Below are 17188 nucleotides of genomic sequence, written 5' to 3'. Positions count from 1 at the left end.
ACAACGCTTGATGCCGGACCCTCACCCCAACCCCTCTCCCGGTGGGAGAGGGGCTATCGCCCGCTTTTGGATAAGGTGCTGAGGGTAGGGCGCTGCCGCGCGCTTACAGCGCCTCGATGATGCCCGCGGCGCCCATGCCGGTGCCGATGCACATGGTGACCATGCCGTACTTCTGCTTGTGGCGACGCAGGCCGTGCACCAGGGTGGCGGTGCGGATCGCGCCGGTGGCGCCCAGCGGATGGCCCAGGGCGATGGCGCCGCCCAGCGGATTGACCTTGGACGGGTCCAGGCCGCTGTCGCGGATCACCGCGAGCGACTGCGCGGCGAAGGCTTCGTTGAGCTCGATCCAGTCCAACTGGTCCTTGCTCAGGCCAGCCTGCTTGAGCGCCTTCGGAATCGCCTCGATCGGACCGATGCCCATCACTTCCGGACGCACGCCGGCGACCGAGAAGCTGACGAAGCGGGCCAGCGGGGTCAGGCCGTAGTCCTTGATCGCCTGCTCGGAGGCCAGCAGCACCGCACCGGCGCCGTCGCTCATCTGCGAGGAGTTGCCGGCGGTGACGCTGCCGCCGAACTGGCCGTTGCGGAACACCGGGCGCAGCTTGGCCAGGCCTTCGATCGAGCTGTCCAGACGCGGGCCTTCGTCGGTGTCGACCAGCTTCTTGCGCAGGGCGATGACGTTGCCGGCCAGGTCGGGCTGGTGCGAGACGATCTCGTACGGGCTGATCTCGTCGCGGAACTCGCCGGCGGCGATCGCGGCGATGGCCTTCTGGTGCGAGGCGAGGGCGAAGGCATCCTGTTCCTCGCGCGACACCTTCCATTCCTCGGCCACCTTCTCGGCGGTGATGCCCATGCCGTAGGCGATGGCGACGTGGTCGTCGGCGAACACGCTCGGCGACAGCGCGACCTTGTTGCCCATCATCGGCACCATCGACATCGATTCGGTGCCGCCGGCCAGCATCAGGTCGGCGTTGCCCAGGCGGATCTGGTCGGCGGCCAGCGCCACCGCCTGGATGCCCGAGGAGCAGAAGCGGTTGATGGTCTGTCCGGCCACCGAGTTCGGCAGGCCGGCCAGCAGCACGCCGATGCGCGCCACGTTCATGCCTTGCTCGCCCTCGGGCATCGCGCAGCCGATGATCGCATCGTCGATGCGCGAGGTGTCGATGCCCGGCGCCTGCGCGACCACCGCGCGCAGCACGTGCGCCAGCATGTCGTCGGGACGGGTGTTGCGGAACATGCCCTTGGGCGCCTTGCCGACCGGGGTACGGGTGGCGGCGACGATGTAGGCTTCCTGGATCTGTTTGCTCATGGCTTTCTCCGAAAGCCGGGATTGGGGATTCGGGATTGGGGATTCGTCAGAGCGGATCCCGGCGTCGAATGCTTTGCCCGGCTGATAAATGGTGGGAGGCGAGGGTGGCATCAGGTATTGGGGATCCGCCGTAACGAATCCCCAATCCCGACTCCCGAATCTCAGTTCCTCAACGGCTTACCCGTCTTGAGCATGTGCCCAATCCGCGCCTGGGTCTTTTCCTGCTGGGCCAGTTCGACGAAGTGCTTGCGCTCGAGCTTGAGCAGCCATTCCTCGTCCACCAGCGCGCCGCGGTCGACTTCGCCGCCGCACAGCACGGTGGCGATGCGGGTGGCGATCTCGTAGTCGTACTCGCTGATGAAGCGGCCTTCCAGCATGTTGACCAGCAGCATCTTGAAGGTCGCGATGCCGACGTCGCCGGCGACCTGGATGCGTCGCGCCGGCAGCGGCGGGCGGTAGCCGCCTTCGGCCAGGGCGCGCGCCTCGGCCTTGGCGATGTACAGCGATTCATAGCTGTTGAACACCACCTTGTCGGTGCCGCGCAGCAGGCCCAGTTCCTTGGCGTTGACCGCCGAGGTGGAGACCTTGGCCATGGCCACGGTTTCAAAGGTCTTCTTCAGTTCGGCGAACACGTCGCCGCCCGGACCCGCGGCCTGCGCCGCGCGCACCGCGATCTCCTTGAGGCCGCCGCCGGCCGGCAGCAGGCCCACGCCGGCCTCGACCAGGCCGATGTAGCTCTCCAGCGCAGCCACGGTCTTGGCGCTGTGCATCTGGAACTCGCAGCCGCCGCCCAGGGCCAGCCCGCGCACCGCCGCGACCACCGGCACCAGCGAATACTTGATGCGCTGGCTGGTGGCCTGGAAGTTGGCGACCATCGCCTCGAACGCATCGACCTTGCCGGCCTGCAGCAGGCCCAGCGCGCCGGCCAGGTCGGCGCCGGCGGAGAAGGGTTCCTTGTGCTGCCACAGCACCAGGCCCTTGAAGTCCTTCTCGGCGCGGCCGACCGCTTCCTGCAGGCCGTCCAGCACCTGGTCGGAGACGGTGTTCATCTTGGTCTTGAAGCTGACCACGGCGATATCGTCGCCGTCGTGCCACATGCGCAGGCCGTCGTTCTCGAACACGGTCTCGCCCTGCGCGAACTTCTCGCCCAGCAGCGGATCGGGGAAGCGCTGGCGCTTGTACACCGGCAGCGCCGAGCGCGGCAGCTTGGCGTCGCGCGCCGGGCTGTACGAGCCCTCGGCGGCATGCACGCCGTCGCGGCCATCGAACACCCAGTTCGGCAGCGGCGCGCTGCTCATGCTCTTGCCGGCGGCGATGTCGTCGGCGATCCACTGCGCGACCTGCTTCCAGCCGGCGGCCTGCCAGGTCTCGAACGGACCCAGCGCCCAGCCGTAGCCCCAGCGGATCGCCAGGTCCACGTCGCGCGCGGTCTCGGCGATGTCGGCCAGGTGGTGGGCGCTGTAGTGGAACAGGTCGCGGAAGGTCGCCCACAGGAACTGCGCCTGCGGATGCTGGCTCTCGCGCAGCTTGGCGAACTTCTCGGCCGGGTTCTTGATCTTCAGGATCTCGACCACTTCCGGCGCGGCGGCGCGGTCGGCCGGACGGTAGTCCTGCTTCTGCAGGTCCAGTACCACGATGTCCTTGCCGACCTTGCGGAAGATGCCGGCGCCGGTTTTCTGGCCCAGTGCACCCTTGCCGATCAGCGCCTCCAGCCACTTCGGCGCCTTGAAGAAGGCATGCCAGGGATCGTTCGGCAGCGTGTCGCCCATGGTCTTGATGACGTGCGCCATGGTGTCCAGGCCGACCACGTCGGAGGTGCGGTAGGTGGCCGACTTCGGACGGCCGACCAGCGGGCCGGTGAGGCCGTCGACCTCGTCGAAGCCCAGGCCGAACTGCTCGGTGTGATGGATGGTGGACAGGATCGAGAACACGCCGATGCGGTTGCCGATGAAGTTCGGGGTGTCCTTGGCGTAGACCACGCCCTTGCCCAGGGTGGTGACCAGGAAGCTCTCCAGGCCTTCCAGCACCGCCGGCTCGGTGTGCTTGGCCGGGATCAGCTCGGCCAGGTGCATGTAGCGCGGTGGGTTGAAGAAGTGCACGCCGCAGAAGCGGTGGCGCAGCTGTTCCGGCAGCACGTCGGACAGGGCGTTGATGCCCAGGCCGGAGGTGTTGGAGGCCAGCACCGCATGGTCGGCCACGAACGGCGCGATTTTCTTGTACAGGTCCTGTTTCCAGTCCATGCGCTCGGCGATGGCTTCGATGATCAGGTCGCAGCCGCGCAGCTGCTCCAGGCCGGAGTCGTAGTTGGCCGGGGTGATGGCCTCGGCAAGGGCGGTGCTGGCCAGCGGCGCCGGGCTGAGCTTGGTCAGGTTGGCGATCGCCTTGAGCACCACGCCATCGGCGGGGCCTTCCTTGGCGGGAAGATCGAACAGCACGGTGTCGACGCCGGCGTTGGTCAGGTGCGCAGCGATCTGCGCACCCATCACGCCCGCGCCCAGGACGGCGGCACGGCGGACGAGCAGGGGATTGGACATAGCGATCAGCCTCTGTGGGTCAACGTTTGCGGGATCAGGGAGCCGAGTGGGCGAGGAAGCCGGCTTCGGCGAAACGGATGAGTTCGCGGGCGGCGTGGGCACGGTGCGCGCCCTCGCTGACGCCGGCGGGGCGCTTGATCAGGCCGAAGTCGGCCATGGCGTAGGTCAGGGCGCCGGCCAGGAAATCCAGGCGCCAGTACAGTTCCTGCTTGCTCAGCCCGGGCACGCAGGCGGCGATGGCCTTGCCGAACTCGCGCAGCACGTGACCGTAGTGGTCGGACAGGAACTGGCGCAGGCTGTCGTTGTTCTCGGCGTAGGCGCGGGCGATCACCCGCACGAAGGCGCCGCCGCTCTGCCGCTCCTGGGCCATTGCCAGGGCCGGCTCGACGAAGGCGGCCAGCACCGGGCCGAGCTGGCCGGGATGCTGCCGTTGCGCGGCCTCCAGCTGCGCCATGCGCGCGGCGGTCATCTCGTCCATGCGCCGCCGGAACACCTCGTTGACCAGGTTTTCCTTGGACCCGAAGTGGTAGTTCACCGCGGCGATGTTGACGTCGGCCTGACTGGTGACCTGGCGCAGCGAAGTGCCGGAAAAGCCGTGCTGCGCGAACAGTTCCTCGGCCGCGCTGAGGATGCGGTCCTTAGTCGAGAAGTGCGCTTGCTTTGCCATGCGGCCGCCAGAATCAATCAAACGATTGTTTGAGTCTAGGCCCGGGCGGGGAGGGCGTCATGCTGCTTTGCAGCACGATTCAGGCCCGACCGTGCAAAGCCGGCGCCGATTGGATAGAATTGTCCATCGCAATTCTGGCTAAGCCCGCGTTTTGACGCGGGTTTTTTTCATGTTAACCTCGGGCCTTCAGTGGCCCGCCCAACGGAGAACTTCCCATGGCGCTGGAGCGCACCCTGTCCATCATCAAGCCCGATGCCGTCGCCAAGAACGTCATCGGCGAAATCTACTCGCGCTTCGAGAAGGCCGGCCTGAAGGTCGTGGCCGCCAAGTACAAGCAGCTGTCGCGCCGCGAGGCCGAGGGCTTCTACGCCGTGCACCGCGAGCGTCCGTTCTTCAACGCGCTGGTCGAGTTCATGATCTCCGGGCCGGTGATGATCCAGGCGCTGGAAGGCGAGAACGCCGTGGCCGCGCACCGCGACCTGCTGGGCGCCACCAACCCGAAGGACGCCGCGCCGGGCACCATCCGCGCCGACTTCGCCGATTCGATCGACGCCAACGCCGCGCACGGCTCGGATTCGGTCGAGAACGCCGCCAACGAAGTGGCGTATTTCTTCGCTGCCACCGAAGTGGTTTCGCGCTAAGCGAGGTCGTCGTGAACGAGGTCGTCCTTCCTCCCTTGGCCATCGCCGATCCCGTGCGGACCGGCGCGGCGGCCAAGCAGAATCTGCTCGACCTCGATCGCGAGGGGCTGGAGCGTTTCTTCGCCGAGACCCTCGGCGAAGCGCGCTACCGTGCCCACCAGGTGATGAAGTGGATCCACCACCGCTACGTCACCGACTTCGACCAGATGACCGACCTCGGCAAGGCGCTGCGCGCCAAGCTGCAGCAGCATGCCGAGGTCGTCGTCCCCAACATCGTGTTCGACAAGCCCTCCGCCGACGGCACCCACAAGTGGCTGCTGGCGATGGGCGTGGACGGCAAGAACGCGATCGAGACCGTGTACATCCCCGACAAGACCCGCGGCACGCTGTGCGTGTCCTCGCAGGTCGGTTGCGGCCTCAACTGCACGTTCTGCTCCACCGCCACCCAGGGCTTCAACCGCAACCTCTCCACCGCCGAGATCATCGGCCAGGTGTGGGTGGCGGCGCGGCATCTGGGCAACGTGCCGCACCAGATGCGCCGTCTCACCAACGTGGTGATGATGGGCATGGGCGAGCCGCTGATGAACTTCGACAACGTCGTGCGCGCGATGAGCGTGATGCGCGACGACCTGGGCTACGGCCTGGCCAACAAGCGCGTGACCCTGTCCACCTCGGGCCTGGTGCCGCAGATCGACCGCCTGTCCAGCGAAAGCGACGTGTCGCTGGCGGTGTCGCTGCATGCGCCCAACGATGCGCTGCGCGAGACCCTGGTCCCGCTCAACAAGAAGTACCCGATCGCCGAGCTGATGGCGGCCTGTGCGCGCTACCTGCGCGCCAACAAGCGCCGCGAGTCGGTGACCTTCGAATACACCCTGATGAAGTGGGTCAACGACCAGCCCGAGCACGCGCGGCAGCTGGCGCGGCTGATGCGCCAGTTCGACAACGCGGTGCAGGCGTCGAATGCCGGCAAGGTCAACCTGATACCGTTCAATCCGTTCCCGGGCACGCGCTACGAGCGCTCCGGCGAGACCGAGATCCGCGCGTTCCAGAAGATCCTGCTGGACGCGCAGGTGCTGACCATGGTGCGGCGCACGCGCGGCGACGACATCGATGCGGCCTGCGGGCAGCTCAAGGGGCAGGTCATGGACCGCACCCGTCGACAGGCCGAGTTCAAGCGCGAATTGCAGACGCGGGCGGATCGGGATGCGGCGGCGTAGCCAAGGGCGTTCCCTCGCGATGGTGGCGATCGCAGTGCTGGCCTTGCCGGGCTGCAACTGGATCGCGGCCAAGACCGGCACGGTGCGCACCAGCGAGCAGGTGCAACCGCAGTATTCCTTCCGCGACAACCGTGCGGTGAAGGCGCGGGTGGCCTTGCAGGAACAATTGGGTCTGGCCGCCAACGGGCTCGCCTCCGGCGACCTGGAGGCCGCGCAGACGCATGCGCGCAAGGCGCTGGCGCTGGATCCGCAATCGGTGGACGCGCTGACCGTTCTGGCGGTGCTCGCCGATCGCCGCGGCGACGCCACTACCGCCGGCGGGTACTACCGCAAGGCCGCCGAGCTGGCGCCGAGCAACGGTGCGACCTTGAATAACTACGGTGCCTGGCTGTGCGCGAATGGGTCGCCGGCCGAGTCGCTGGCCTGGTTCGACCGCGCGCTCGCGTTGCAGGACTACGCCACGCCGGCCTCGGCGCTGGCCAACGCCGGCGGCTGCGCCTTGCAGGTCGGCCAGCGCGAGCGCGGCGAACGCGACCTGCGCAAGGCGCTGGATCTGGATCTGGACAACGCATACGCGCTCGAGGCGATGGCCCGCAACGAGGTCGCGCAAGGGCGCTTTTTTGAGGCGCGCGCCTTCGCCGAGCGGCGTCTGGCGGCTGCGCCTGCCACCGCTTCCGTGTTACAACTTGCTATTCAGATTGAGCAAAGGCTGGGCGACAAGGCTGCCGCCGGCCGTTACCAACAGCGGTTGCGCAAGGAGTTTCCCGACGCCGCGACCACGACACCCGGGGCTAGTGCATTGTGATCAGTGATTCCAATCCGAACGCTTTCGATGGCGCCAAAGGCTGCGGGCAACAGCTCCGCGAAGCGCGCGAAGCGGCCGGCCTGAGCATCGACGACGTCGGCAGCCGACTGCGCATGCCGGTGCATGTGGTGCAGGCACTCGAGTCGGAGCAGTGGCAGCGCCTCGGCGCGCCGGTGTTCGTCCGCGGGCAGTTGCGCAGCTATGCGCGCCTGCTCGGCGTCGATCTGGAGCCGTTGCTGCAGACCGCGCAGATCGCGCCGGTGCAGCCGGTCGAATTGATCAGCCACACCCATACGCCGCCGCTGCGGCGCATGCTCGAAAGCGCCACGCGGCGCATGGTCTACGTGGTGATCACCGCCGGACTGGCGGTGCCGGTGTGGTACGCCACCCGCAGCCATTTCGCCGACGACAACGGCCCCAGCACCGCCTCGCTGGATGTGGTGCCGGGCACGCCGGGTACGACCCCGGCGGCAACGGCGACGCCGGCCAATGGCGCCGCTGCGGCGGCACCGGCCGCGCCGGCGGCCGCACGCCCTGCGCCGAGCGCGGCGCCATACATCGCCTCGCTGACGCCGATGCCGCGTCCGGCCGCCGAGCCGGAGAAGAACACGCTGAGCCTGTCGTTCCAGGGCGACAGCTGGGTGCAGATCCTTGCCCCCGACGGCACGCCAGTGGAAAAAGCCCTGCTGAAGGCGGGCGAGACCCGCACCTATGCGCCGGGCCAGGTCGGGCGCGTGGTGCTGGGCAATGCCTCCGCGGTCCAGGTTCAGCAATCCGGGAGTACCGTGGATCTGACCCCGTTCAGGCGCGCGAACGTGGCGCGCTTTGCGGTATCCTCTGACGGTTCCGTGGTGCCCGCCTCCGAGTGACGGCGGCGCGGTTCCTCACTTTCAACATTCCATGTCCCGTCGCAGCGGCGGGGCGAGAGTACGCATGGCGATTGACGACCTGCTCGACGAGCACGAACAAAGCGAACGCGTCCGCACTTGGCTCAGGAAGAACGGCGCCGGCCTGATCGGCGGCATCGTCCTGGGCCTCGGCGCGATCATCGGCTGGCAGTGGTGGACCAAGCAGCGGTCCAACGATCTGGCCCAGGCCAATGCCCGCTACGAAGCGGTGCTCAAGAGCATCCAGGCCAGTCAGCTGGACAAGGCGGCCAAGGACATGGCCGAACTGCAGCAGGGCTCGGCCAACATCTACGCCGAACTGGCGGCGCTGCGCCTGGCCAAGGCGCAGGTCGACGCGGGCAAGTCCGATGCCGCGTTGACCACGCTGCGCGCGCTCAAGGCCGACGGCGAAATGAAGGTGCTGGTCGACCACCGCGTGGCGCGGTTGCTGATTTCCGGCGGCAAGCCGCAGGACGCGCTGGCGCTGGTGGCCTCGGCCACCGATTCGCAGGGCCTGGAGATTCGCGGCGATGCGCTGATCGCGCAGGGCAAGCGCGATGCGGCGCGCGATGCGTACGCCAAGGCGCTGACCAGCCTGGGCGTGGCCTCGCCGCAGCGGCGCGTGGTCGAAACGAAATTGATGGATGCGGGCGGCAGCGTGCCGAATGCCGCGGAGCCGATCTGATGAAGGTAGTCATGTTCAAGCGTGTCGCCACCGTGGCCCTGCTGGGTCTGGCTCTGTCCGGCTGCAGCACCGTCAAGGGCTGGTTCGCGGGCAAGGATGCGGCCGCCAAGAAGGCCGCCGAGCCGGCCGAACTGGTCAAGTTCACCCCGTCGGTGAAGGTGGTGAAGCTGTGGTCCACCGACGCCGGCAAGGGCGAGCGCATGATCGGCGTGCGCCAGCACCCGGTGGTGGCCGACGGCAAGGTGTATGCGGCCGCGACCTCCGGCACGGTGTACGCGCTGGATCTGCAGACCGGCAAGACCATTTGGGAATACGACGCCAAGCAGGCGCGCAAGCAGCAGCTGTCGCAGGCCGAGGACCAGCCGAAGAGCCAGGTCGAGAGCGAGTCCGGCAAGAATTTGTCCAAGGACGAGCGTGCCGCCTACAAGCAGCGCCTGCGCAATGAGAAGCAGCAGGCCAAGGAACGCAAGCGGCTCGAGAAGAAGCGTCCGCTGCCACGTTTCGCCGGCGGCCCCGGCGTGGGCGACGGCCTGGTGGTGGTCGGTGCGCTGGATGGCGCCGTGATCGCGCTCGATGCCGCCAACGGCACCGAGAAGTGGCGCGCCAAGGTGCCCAACGAAGTGATCGCCGCGCCGGTGATCGCGCAGAACATGGTGTTCGTGCGCAGCAATGATGGCCGCACCACGGCGTTCGATGCGGCCACCGGCCAGCAGCGCTGGTTCAATGCGCAGGAACTGCCGAGCCTGACCGTGCGCGGCAACGCGCCGGTGGTGGCGGGTCCGGGCGTGCTGTTCATCGGTAACGACGACGGCACCCTGGCCGCGCTGGCGATGCAGGACGGCCGCGTGCTGTGGGAGCAGACCATCGGCGTGCCGGAAGGCCGCACCGAACTGGAGCGCATGGCCGACGTCGACGGCGCGCCGGTGCTCGACGGCACCACGCTGTACGCGACCAGCTTCAAGAACCAGACCGTGGCGCTGGAAGGCCCGAGCGGCCGCCCGCTGTGGAACCGCGATCATGGCGGCGCCGGCGGTGTCGGCGTCAGTTCCGGCAACGTGGTGGTGGCCGACAACGCAGGCACCGTGTGGGCGCTGGACAAGGCCTCCGGATCGGCGATGTGGTCGCAGCCGGGGCTGGCGCGCCGCTCGCTGACCGGCGTGGCGATCCAGGGCGATTACGCCGTGGTCGGCGACTACAAGGGCTATCTGCACTGGCTGCGGCTCGACAACGGCGAGTTCGCCGCGCGCGAGCGGGTCGGGCGCAAGCCGCTGGTGGCGCAGCCGGTGGTCGCGGACGGGATCCTGCTGATGCAGAACACGAAAGGCGACCTGACCGCGTTCCGGTTGGGTCAATAACAAGAGAAGGATGTCGCGATGCTGCCGCTGGTCGCCCTGGTTGGACGGCCGAATGTCGGCAAGTCCACGCTGTTCAATGCGCTGACGCGCAGCCGTGACGCGCTTGTCCACGACCAGCCGGGCGTCACCCGCGACCGCCACTACGGGGTATGCCGGCTGCAGCCGGACACCCCATTCGTGATCGTCGATACCGGCGGCATCTCCGGCGAAGAGGAAGGCCTGGCCGGTGCCACGGCCGAGCAGGCACGCGCCGCCGCCGGTGAGGCCGACCTGATCCTGTTCGTGGTCGACGGACGCGAGGGATCGTCCGCGCTCGACGACGAGATCCTGGCCTGGCTGCGCAAGCTGGCGCGGCCGACCCTGTTGCTGATCAACAAGATTGACGGCACCGACGAGGACCAGGTCCGCGCCGAGTTCGCGCGCTACGGCCTCGGCGACGCCATCGCGGTGTCCGCTGCGCATCGCCACGGCATCGACGATCTGCTCGACGAGGTCCTGGAGCGGCTGCCGGAAGAGGGCGCCGGCGAAACCCTGGATACCGACCCGGCGCGCATGCGTATCGCCTTCGTCGGCCGCCCGAACGTCGGCAAGTCGACGCTGGTCAATCGCCTGCTGGGCGAGGAGCGCATGATCGCCTCCGAAGTGCCCGGCACCACCCGCGACTCGATCGCGGTGGACCTGGAGCGCGACGGGCGGCTGTACCGGCTGATCGACACCGCCGGCCTGCGTCGCCGCGGCCGCGTCGAGGAGGCGGTGGAGAAGTTCAGCGCGTTCAAGACCCTGCAGGCCATCGAGCAGTGCCAGGTTGCAGTGCTGATGCTCGATGCCGGCGAAGGCGTGACCGACCAGGATGCGACCGTGCTCGGCGCGATCCTCGATGCCGGCCGCGCCCTGGTGGTGGCGATCAACAAGTGGGACGGGCAGAGCGACTACCAGCGTGCCCAGGCCGAAGACCTGCTGTCGCGCAAGCTCGGCTTCGTCAGCTGGGCCGAAGCGGTGCGCATCTCCGCCAAGCATGGCTCGGGCCTGCGCGAGCTGTTCCAGGCGATCCATCGCGCGCACGCCTCGGCAGTGCGCGAGTTCAGCACCAGCGAAGTCAACCAGGCGCTGGAAATCGCCTACGAGAGCAATCCGCCGCCGAGCATCCGCGGCCACGTCTCCAAGCTGCGCTACGTGCATCCGGGCGGCAGCAATCCGCCGACCTTCATCGTCCACGGCACGCGCCTGAAGGTGCTGCCGGAGTCGTACAAGCGCTACCTGGAGAACTTCTTCCGCAAGCGCTTCAAATTGGTCGGCACGCCGGTGCGCTTCATGTTCCGCGAAGGCGCCAATCCGTACGAAGGCAAGAAGAACGTGCTGACCGAGCGCCAGATCGCCAAGAAGCGGCGCCTGATGAAGCACGTCCGCGGCAAGTAGCCGCACGATGGACACGCGGCGCGCGATCACCCTCGGCATTCTCGCCGGCGGCCGCGCGCAGCGCCTGGGCGGATGCGACAAGGCCTGGCTGCAACGCGACGGGCAGGCGCAGGTGCAATGGCTGGTGCAGGCATTGGCGCCACGGGTGTCCGCGGTGCTGGTCAGCGCCAATCGCAGTTTGCCGCGCTATGCCGCCGTCGGCCTGCAGGCTGTGCCGGACCGTGTCGCGGCGCCGCCCGGCGCCGAACGTTCGCTGGGGCCGATCGCCGGATTGGATGCGCTCGCCGCCCACTGCGGCACACCGTGGCTGCTGACCGTGCCGGTCGACCTGTGGCGGTTGCCGCCGGACCTGCCGGCGGTGCTCGCCGCGGCCGCTGTGGACCGCGATGGCGCCTGGATCGAGGATGCCGCCGGCGCGCAGCCGCTGGTGGCGCTGTACCGGGTGGCTGCGTTGCGTCCGGCGCTGGAGGAGGCGCTGGCGGCGGGCCGTTATGCGCCGCGTGCCTTGCAGCAGCGCCTGCGGATGCGGCCGGTGGCGTTGCCGGAGATCGTGCTGGGCAATCTGAACACGCCGCAGGATCTGGCCGCAGCGGGTATCCTGCCGCCACCATGACCGACTATCCCTCCCGGATCGCCTATACCGACGCGCTGGCGATCGTCGCTGCCGCTGCGCGCGCCCGTCCCGTCAACAGCGAGCGCCTGGCGGCGTCGCGTGCCGATGGCCGCATCCTGATCGAACCGCTGGATGCGCCGATCGACCTGCCGCCGTTCGCCAACAGCGCGATGGACGGCTTCGCGTTGCGCCACGCCGACCTGAGCCCGGGGGCGGCGACCGACTTGCGCCTGGCCGGAGAGCAGTTCGCCGGCACCGATCGACAGCAGGCGCTCGCGCCCGGCGAGTGCCTGCGCGTGACCACCGGCGCGCCGTTGCCGGCCGGTGCGGATACGGTGGTGATCAAGGAAAACGTGCACGAGCACGATGGCCTTGTGCAGGTGCCGGACGGGCTCGCCGCGGGCGCGCACGTGCGGTCGCGTGGCGAGGACGTGCGCGCCGGCGAGCGCGTGCTCGAGGCCGGCATGCTGCTGACGCCCTCGCGCATCGGCCTGGCTGCGGCCCTGGGCGTGGACCAGCTGACGGTGGCGGCGCGGCCGACCGTGGCGGTGTTCGCCACCGGCGACGAGCTGGTCGAGCCGGGCCTGCCGTTGCAGCCCGGGCAGATCTACAACAGCAACCGCGACATGCTGATGGCGCAGCTGCGCCTGCTCGGCCTGTCGCCGACCGCCTGGCCGACCCTGCCGGACGATCCGCAGCGCATCCAGGCCATGCTCGCCGATGCGGCCTCGGCGTTCGACGTGGTGCTGACCTGCGGCGGCGTCTCGGCCGGCGAGAAGGACTACCTGCCGCGTCTGTTGGTCGAGCACGGCCGCATCCTGTTCTGGAAGGTGCGCATGCGCCCGGGCATGCCGCTGCTGTTCGGCGAGTGGGATCGCGCCCTGTTCCTGGGCTTGCCTGGGAACCCGGTGTCTGTGCTGGCCACCTTCCTGGCGATCGGGCGGCCGTTGCTGGATGCGCTGCAGCGACGCAGCGAACCGCACCGGGCCTGGCGGGCGCGACTGGCGGCCGGCTGGGACAAGCGCCACGACCGGCTGGAGTTCCTGCGCGGGCGCATGCGCTGCGACGCGCACGGCCAGTTGTGGGCGGAACCGAATCCCGCCGACGGCTCGCACCGCCTGCGCGGCGCCGCCGACAGCGACGTGCTGCTGCGGCTGGAGGAGGGCGCACGCCAGTTCCAGGCCGGCGACGTGGTCGAGGTGGTGCCGTATTGAGGGCATCTCCTAAGCACCCGCATCCAACACCAGCAAGCCGGATACAGGATGCCTGGGGGAATGGTTTCAGCGGGATGGGCGTTCCCGGCCAAGCGCGTCGCGGTTGAATGAGAGGCGCCTTAGAGCCGTGGCGGACGCGGGTCCGGTTTGCGCCGATAATGCGCGCATGGGCATTCGAGAACTCACCCCTGCACAGGCGCAGGCGCGGCAGGCGCAGGGCGCGCGGCTGATCGACATACGCGAGGAGCACGAGCGTGCCAGCGGCATGGCCGCCGGCGCGCAAGGCGTGGCCCGCGCGCAGTTGCAGGCCGACCCGGCCGCCTATCTCGGCGCCGACACCGAGGTGCTGCTGATTTGCCAGAGCGGCAAGCGCTCGCACGATACCGCGGTGCTCCTGGAGCAGGCCGGCTATCCGCAAGTCGCATCGGTGCTGGGCGGCACCACGCGCTGGCAGCGCGAGGGTTTGCCGCTGCAGCGACCGGCGCTGGAACCGGAGCAGGAAGACTTCTTCGACCGCTATTCGCGGCATCTGCGCCTGCCCGAGGTCGGGGTCGAGGGGCAGCGCAGATTGCAGGCCGCGCGCGTGCTGCTGGTCGGCGCCGGCGGCCTGGGCTCGCCGGCCGGTTTCTACCTGGCCGCGGCCGGGGTGGGGCAGTTGCGCATCGCCGACGACGACATGGTCGAGCGCAGCAACCTGCAGCGGCAGATCCTGCACGGCGAGGCGCGAATCGGCCAGGCCAAGGTGGACTCGGCTGCGGCGAGCCTGGGGGCGCTGAATCCGGGTGTGCGCGTGGAGGCGGTGCGAGAGCGGGTCACCGCGGACAACGTCGAACGTCTGCTGCAGGACGTGGATGTTGTGCTGGACGGCTCGGACAATTTTCCGGCGCGTTATCTGCTCAACGATGCCTGCGTGAAGCTGGGCAAGCCGCTGGTGTACGGCGCGGTGCAGCGCTTCGAGGGCCAAGTGAGCGTGTTCGACGCCGGCCGACGGCGCGGGCAGGCGCCGTGCTACCGCTGCCTGTTCCCGGAACCGCCGCCGCCGGAGTTCGCACCGAACTGTGCCGATGCCGGCGTGCTCGGGGTGCTGCCCGGCATCGTCGGGCTGCTGCAGGCCAACGAGGTACTGAAGCTGTTGCTGGAGATCGGCGAACCGCTGCGCGGCCGCCTGCTGCACTTCGACGCACTGGCGATGCGCTTCCGCGAAACCCGCCTGTCCGCCGATCCGCAGTGCCCGGTGTGCGCGCCGGACCGGCCGTTCCCTGGTTATATCGACTACGCGCAGTTCTGCGGCGCTGAGCGTTAGCTGCTACTAGGCGTCGTTGTTCGCGGCGGCGCCCGTACCCTCATCCGCCCCTTCGGGGCACCTTCTCCCGGTGGGAGAAGGGGGGAGGTCTCGATGGCTGAAACAGCATCGCGCACGCTCAAGCCCCTCTCCCACCGGGAGAGGGGTTGGGGTGAGGGTACGGCGCGAAGCGCCTCGCGATGTCTGGTTGCACTAGCTCGTCGATGGCGCAGCGGCGTCCGAACCCTCATCCGCCCCTGCGGGGCACCTTCTCCCGGTGGGAGAAGGGAAGCGGGGTTTCGATGGCTGAAACAGCATCGCGCACGCTCAAGCCCCTCTCCCACCGGGAGAGGGGTTGGGGTGAGGGTAGGGCGCGAAGCGCTTCGCGATGTCTGGCTGCACTAGCTCGTCGATGGCGCAGCGGCGCTCGTACCCTCATCCGCCCCCGCGGGGCACCTTCTCCCGGTGGGAGAAGGGAAACACGATCTACGTGTTGATCGCATGATCTTGACTGTCCGGCACGCGACCACATGCGTGTCGTGCGAGAGGTGCTTTGTGCGCAGCACGCAGTGCGCCGCGTCTCACCTCGCATTCCGCTCCATAGGGATGTCCGGACCTTGTGCGTAGAATCGGCGCATGACCAGTCCAGCCGACAGCAGCGAATTGATCAAGGTGGTGGCGCTGCTCGGCGCCGCCGTGGTAGCGGTGCCGGTGTTTCGCCGGCTCGGCCTGGGATCGGTGCTCGGCTACCTCGCCGCTGGCCTGGCGATCGGGCCGTTCGGCCTGGGTTGGTTCTCCGATCCGCAGGCGATCCTGCATGTCGCCGAACTGGGCGTGGTCATGTTCCTGTTCGTGATCGGCCTGGAAATGCGGCCCTCGCATCTGTGGAGCCTGCGCAAGCAGATCTTCGGCCTGGGCACCGCGCAGATCATCGTCTGCGCCAGCGTGCTGACCGGCGTCGGCCTGGCCTTCGGTTTCCCGCTCCCGGTGGCCTTCATCGCCGCCTCGGGGTTCGTGCTGACGTCCACCGCGGTGGTGATGCAGTTGCTCGGCGAGCGTGGCGACATCGCCCTGCCGGCCGGTCAGAAGATTGTGGCGATCCTGCTGTTCGAGGACCTGTTGATCGTGCCGCTGCTGGCGGTGGTGGCGTGGATGGCGCCGGTGCCCGCGGATGCCTCGGCGCCGTCGCGCTGGGTCGGCATCGGCGTTGGCGCCGCGGCGATCGTCGGCCTGTTGGCGGCCGGGCGCTGGCTGCTCAACCCGCTGTTCCGGCTGCTGGCCGCGGCCAAGGCGCGCGAGGTGATGACCGCGGCCGCCCTGCTGGTGGTGCTGGGCGCAGCGCTGCTGATGCAACTCGGCGGGCTATCCATGGCGATGGGCGCGTTCCTGGCCGGCGTGCTGCTGTCCGAATCGACCTTCCGCCACCAGATCGAGGCCGATATCGAACCGTTCCGCGGCATCCTGCTGGGGCTGTTCTTCCTCGGCGTCGGCATGGCGCTGAACCTGGCGGTGGTGGCCGCCAACTGGACCCTGATCCTCAGCGGCGTGCTCGCGTTCATGGCGGCCAAGGCCGCGTGCATCTACCTGGTCGCGCGGCTCACCGGCAGCGGCCATGTGCAGGCGCTGGATCGCGGCGTGCTGATGGCGCAGGGCGGCGAGTTCGCCTTCGTGCTGTTCGCCGCCGCCAGCGGCGCCGGCGTCATCGACGCGCAGATCAACGCCAACCTGACCGCCATCGTGGTGCTGTCGATGGCGCTGACGCCGCTGTTCGTGCTGCTGTACCGGCGCTGGGCGCCGGTGGAGGCGCCGTCGATGGAAGGCGTGGATGCGGCCGACGGCCTCACCGGCAGCGTGCTGATCATCGGCTTCGGGCGCTTCGGCCAGGTCGCCAGCCAGTCGCTGCTGGCGCGCGACGTGGACGTGACCATCATCGACAACGACATCGAGATGATCCAGAGCGCGGCCAAGTTCGGCTTCAAGATCTACTACGGCGACGGCACCCGTCTGGACGTGTTGCACGCCTCCGGCGCGCACAGCGCCCGTGCCATCGCGGTGTGCGTGGACAACCGCGAGGCGGCCAATCGCATCGTCGAGCTGACCACCACCGAGTTTCCGCAGGCCAAGCTGCTGGTGCGTTCCTACGACCGCGAGCACGCGCTGGAGCTGATCGCCGCCGGCGTCGACTACCACATCCGCGAGACCTTCGAATCGGCGGTGGAATTCGGCCAGGCCGCGCTGATCGAGCTGGGCATGGACGAGAGCGAGGCGCGTTCCATCGCCCGCGAGATCCGCCGCCGCGATGCCGAGCGGCTGGAACTGGAGATCGCCGCCGGCACCGTGCGTGCCGGCACCGGCCTGATGTACGGCAACATCACCCCGGCGGTGCCCACGCCGACCCCGTTCACGCCGCCGCGGCGCGAGAGCCGCACGCTGAACCCGGAAGGCGTGCCGGTGGCGGAGCCAGCGCAGGAGCGTGACGGCACATAGCCGCAATGGTTGGCGGGGAGTTGTAGAAGCGGCTTTTAGCCGCGACAGTACCTTCCTGGGAATGCCCGGTCGCGGC

General features: G+C 68.8%; 14 protein-coding genes. 11 read left to right on the top strand and 3 right to left on the bottom strand.

Features of this window, described 5'->3' with window-relative positions; genetic code table 11:
* Window positions 1-103: 103 nt before the first annotated feature.
* The 3 genes from AC1G9L_RS11730 to AC1G9L_RS11720 form a co-directional block, all read right to left on the bottom strand.
* Window positions 104-1309: an acetyl-CoA C-acyltransferase gene (locus tag AC1G9L_RS11730; RefSeq protein WP_019799713.1), complete on the bottom strand. Its 1206-nt coding sequence runs from the start codon at window positions 1307-1309 to the stop codon at window positions 104-106.
* A 161-nt stretch (window positions 1310-1470) separates the two neighbouring features.
* A complete protein-coding gene (locus AC1G9L_RS11725) occupies window positions 1471-3843 on the bottom strand; it encodes a 3-hydroxyacyl-CoA dehydrogenase NAD-binding domain-containing protein (RefSeq protein ID WP_019799714.1) in 2373 nt (790 codons plus the stop codon).
* A 34-nt stretch (window positions 3844-3877) separates the two neighbouring features.
* On the bottom strand, window positions 3878-4510 hold the full coding sequence (locus tag AC1G9L_RS11720) for a TetR/AcrR family transcriptional regulator (RefSeq protein ID WP_010342898.1): 633 nt from the start codon (window positions 4508-4510) through the stop codon (window positions 3878-3880).
* A gap of 215 nt (window positions 4511-4725) precedes the next feature.
* Here AC1G9L_RS11720 and ndk point away from each other — a divergent pair, with 215 nt between their 5' ends.
* From ndk to AC1G9L_RS11665, 11 genes are all read left to right on the top strand, one after another.
* Entirely contained in the window at window positions 4726-5151 is a 426-nt protein-coding gene (gene ndk, locus AC1G9L_RS11715) for a nucleoside-diphosphate kinase (RefSeq protein ID WP_002812972.1), read from the top strand.
* A gap of 11 nt (window positions 5152-5162) precedes the next feature.
* Window positions 5163-6368 carry a dual-specificity RNA methyltransferase RlmN gene (rlmN, locus tag AC1G9L_RS11710; protein ID WP_481069141.1) on the top strand — a complete coding sequence of 402 codons (1206 nt, stop codon included), beginning with the start codon at window positions 5163-5165 and terminating at the stop codon, window positions 6366-6368.
* Window positions 6355-7173, top strand: coding sequence for a type IV pilus biogenesis/stability protein PilW (gene pilW, locus AC1G9L_RS11705; protein ID WP_481069139.1), 819 nt, complete (start codon window positions 6355-6357; stop codon window positions 7171-7173). Before rlmN ends, pilW begins: the two co-directional genes overlap by 14 nt.
* On the top strand, window positions 7170-8042 hold the full coding sequence (locus AC1G9L_RS11700) for a helix-turn-helix domain-containing protein (RefSeq protein WP_481069137.1): 873 nt from the start codon (window positions 7170-7172) through the stop codon (window positions 8040-8042). The genes pilW and AC1G9L_RS11700 overlap by 4 nt, the downstream gene beginning before the upstream one ends.
* 64 nt (window positions 8043-8106) lie before the next feature.
* Window positions 8107-8745 (top strand): tetratricopeptide repeat protein, encoded by a 639-nt coding sequence (locus tag AC1G9L_RS11695; protein WP_019801532.1) that lies wholly within the window; start codon window positions 8107-8109, stop codon window positions 8743-8745.
* The gene (gene bamB, locus AC1G9L_RS11690; RefSeq protein WP_019801533.1) at window positions 8745-10100 is read left to right on the top strand and encodes an outer membrane protein assembly factor BamB; all 1356 of its coding nucleotides are present in this window, start codon (window positions 8745-8747) and stop codon (window positions 10098-10100) included. The genes AC1G9L_RS11695 and bamB overlap by 1 nt, the downstream gene beginning before the upstream one ends.
* An 18-nt stretch (window positions 10101-10118) precedes the next feature.
* Window positions 10119-11516: a ribosome biogenesis GTPase Der gene (der, locus tag AC1G9L_RS11685; protein ID WP_017913737.1), complete on the top strand. Its 1398-nt coding sequence runs from the start codon at window positions 10119-10121 to the stop codon at window positions 11514-11516.
* A 7-nt stretch (window positions 11517-11523) separates the two neighbouring features.
* Window positions 11524-12129 (top strand): molybdenum cofactor guanylyltransferase, encoded by a 606-nt coding sequence (gene mobA / locus AC1G9L_RS11680; RefSeq protein WP_481069135.1) that lies wholly within the window; start codon window positions 11524-11526, stop codon window positions 12127-12129.
* Complete coding sequence (locus AC1G9L_RS11675; RefSeq protein ID WP_481069133.1) at window positions 12126-13343, top strand: molybdopterin molybdotransferase MoeA; 1218 nt, start codon at window positions 12126-12128, stop codon at window positions 13341-13343. The genes mobA and AC1G9L_RS11675 overlap by 4 nt, the downstream gene beginning before the upstream one ends.
* Window positions 13344-13509: 166 nt before the next feature.
* Window positions 13510-14646 (top strand): molybdopterin-synthase adenylyltransferase MoeB, encoded by a 1137-nt coding sequence (gene moeB, locus AC1G9L_RS11670; protein WP_019801695.1) that lies wholly within the window; start codon window positions 13510-13512, stop codon window positions 14644-14646.
* Window positions 14647-15261: 615 nt separating this feature from the next.
* Complete coding sequence (locus tag AC1G9L_RS11665) at window positions 15262-17112, top strand: monovalent cation:proton antiporter-2 (CPA2) family protein (RefSeq protein WP_019800100.1); 1851 nt, start codon at window positions 15262-15264, stop codon at window positions 17110-17112.
* Window positions 17113-17188: the final 76 nt, after the last annotated feature.

It is taken from the genome of Xanthomonas sp. NCPPB 1132 (assembly GCF_056629235.1).
Note: the sequence above shows the minus strand (reverse complement) of the source record. Positions and strands in the feature narration are given on the sequence as shown.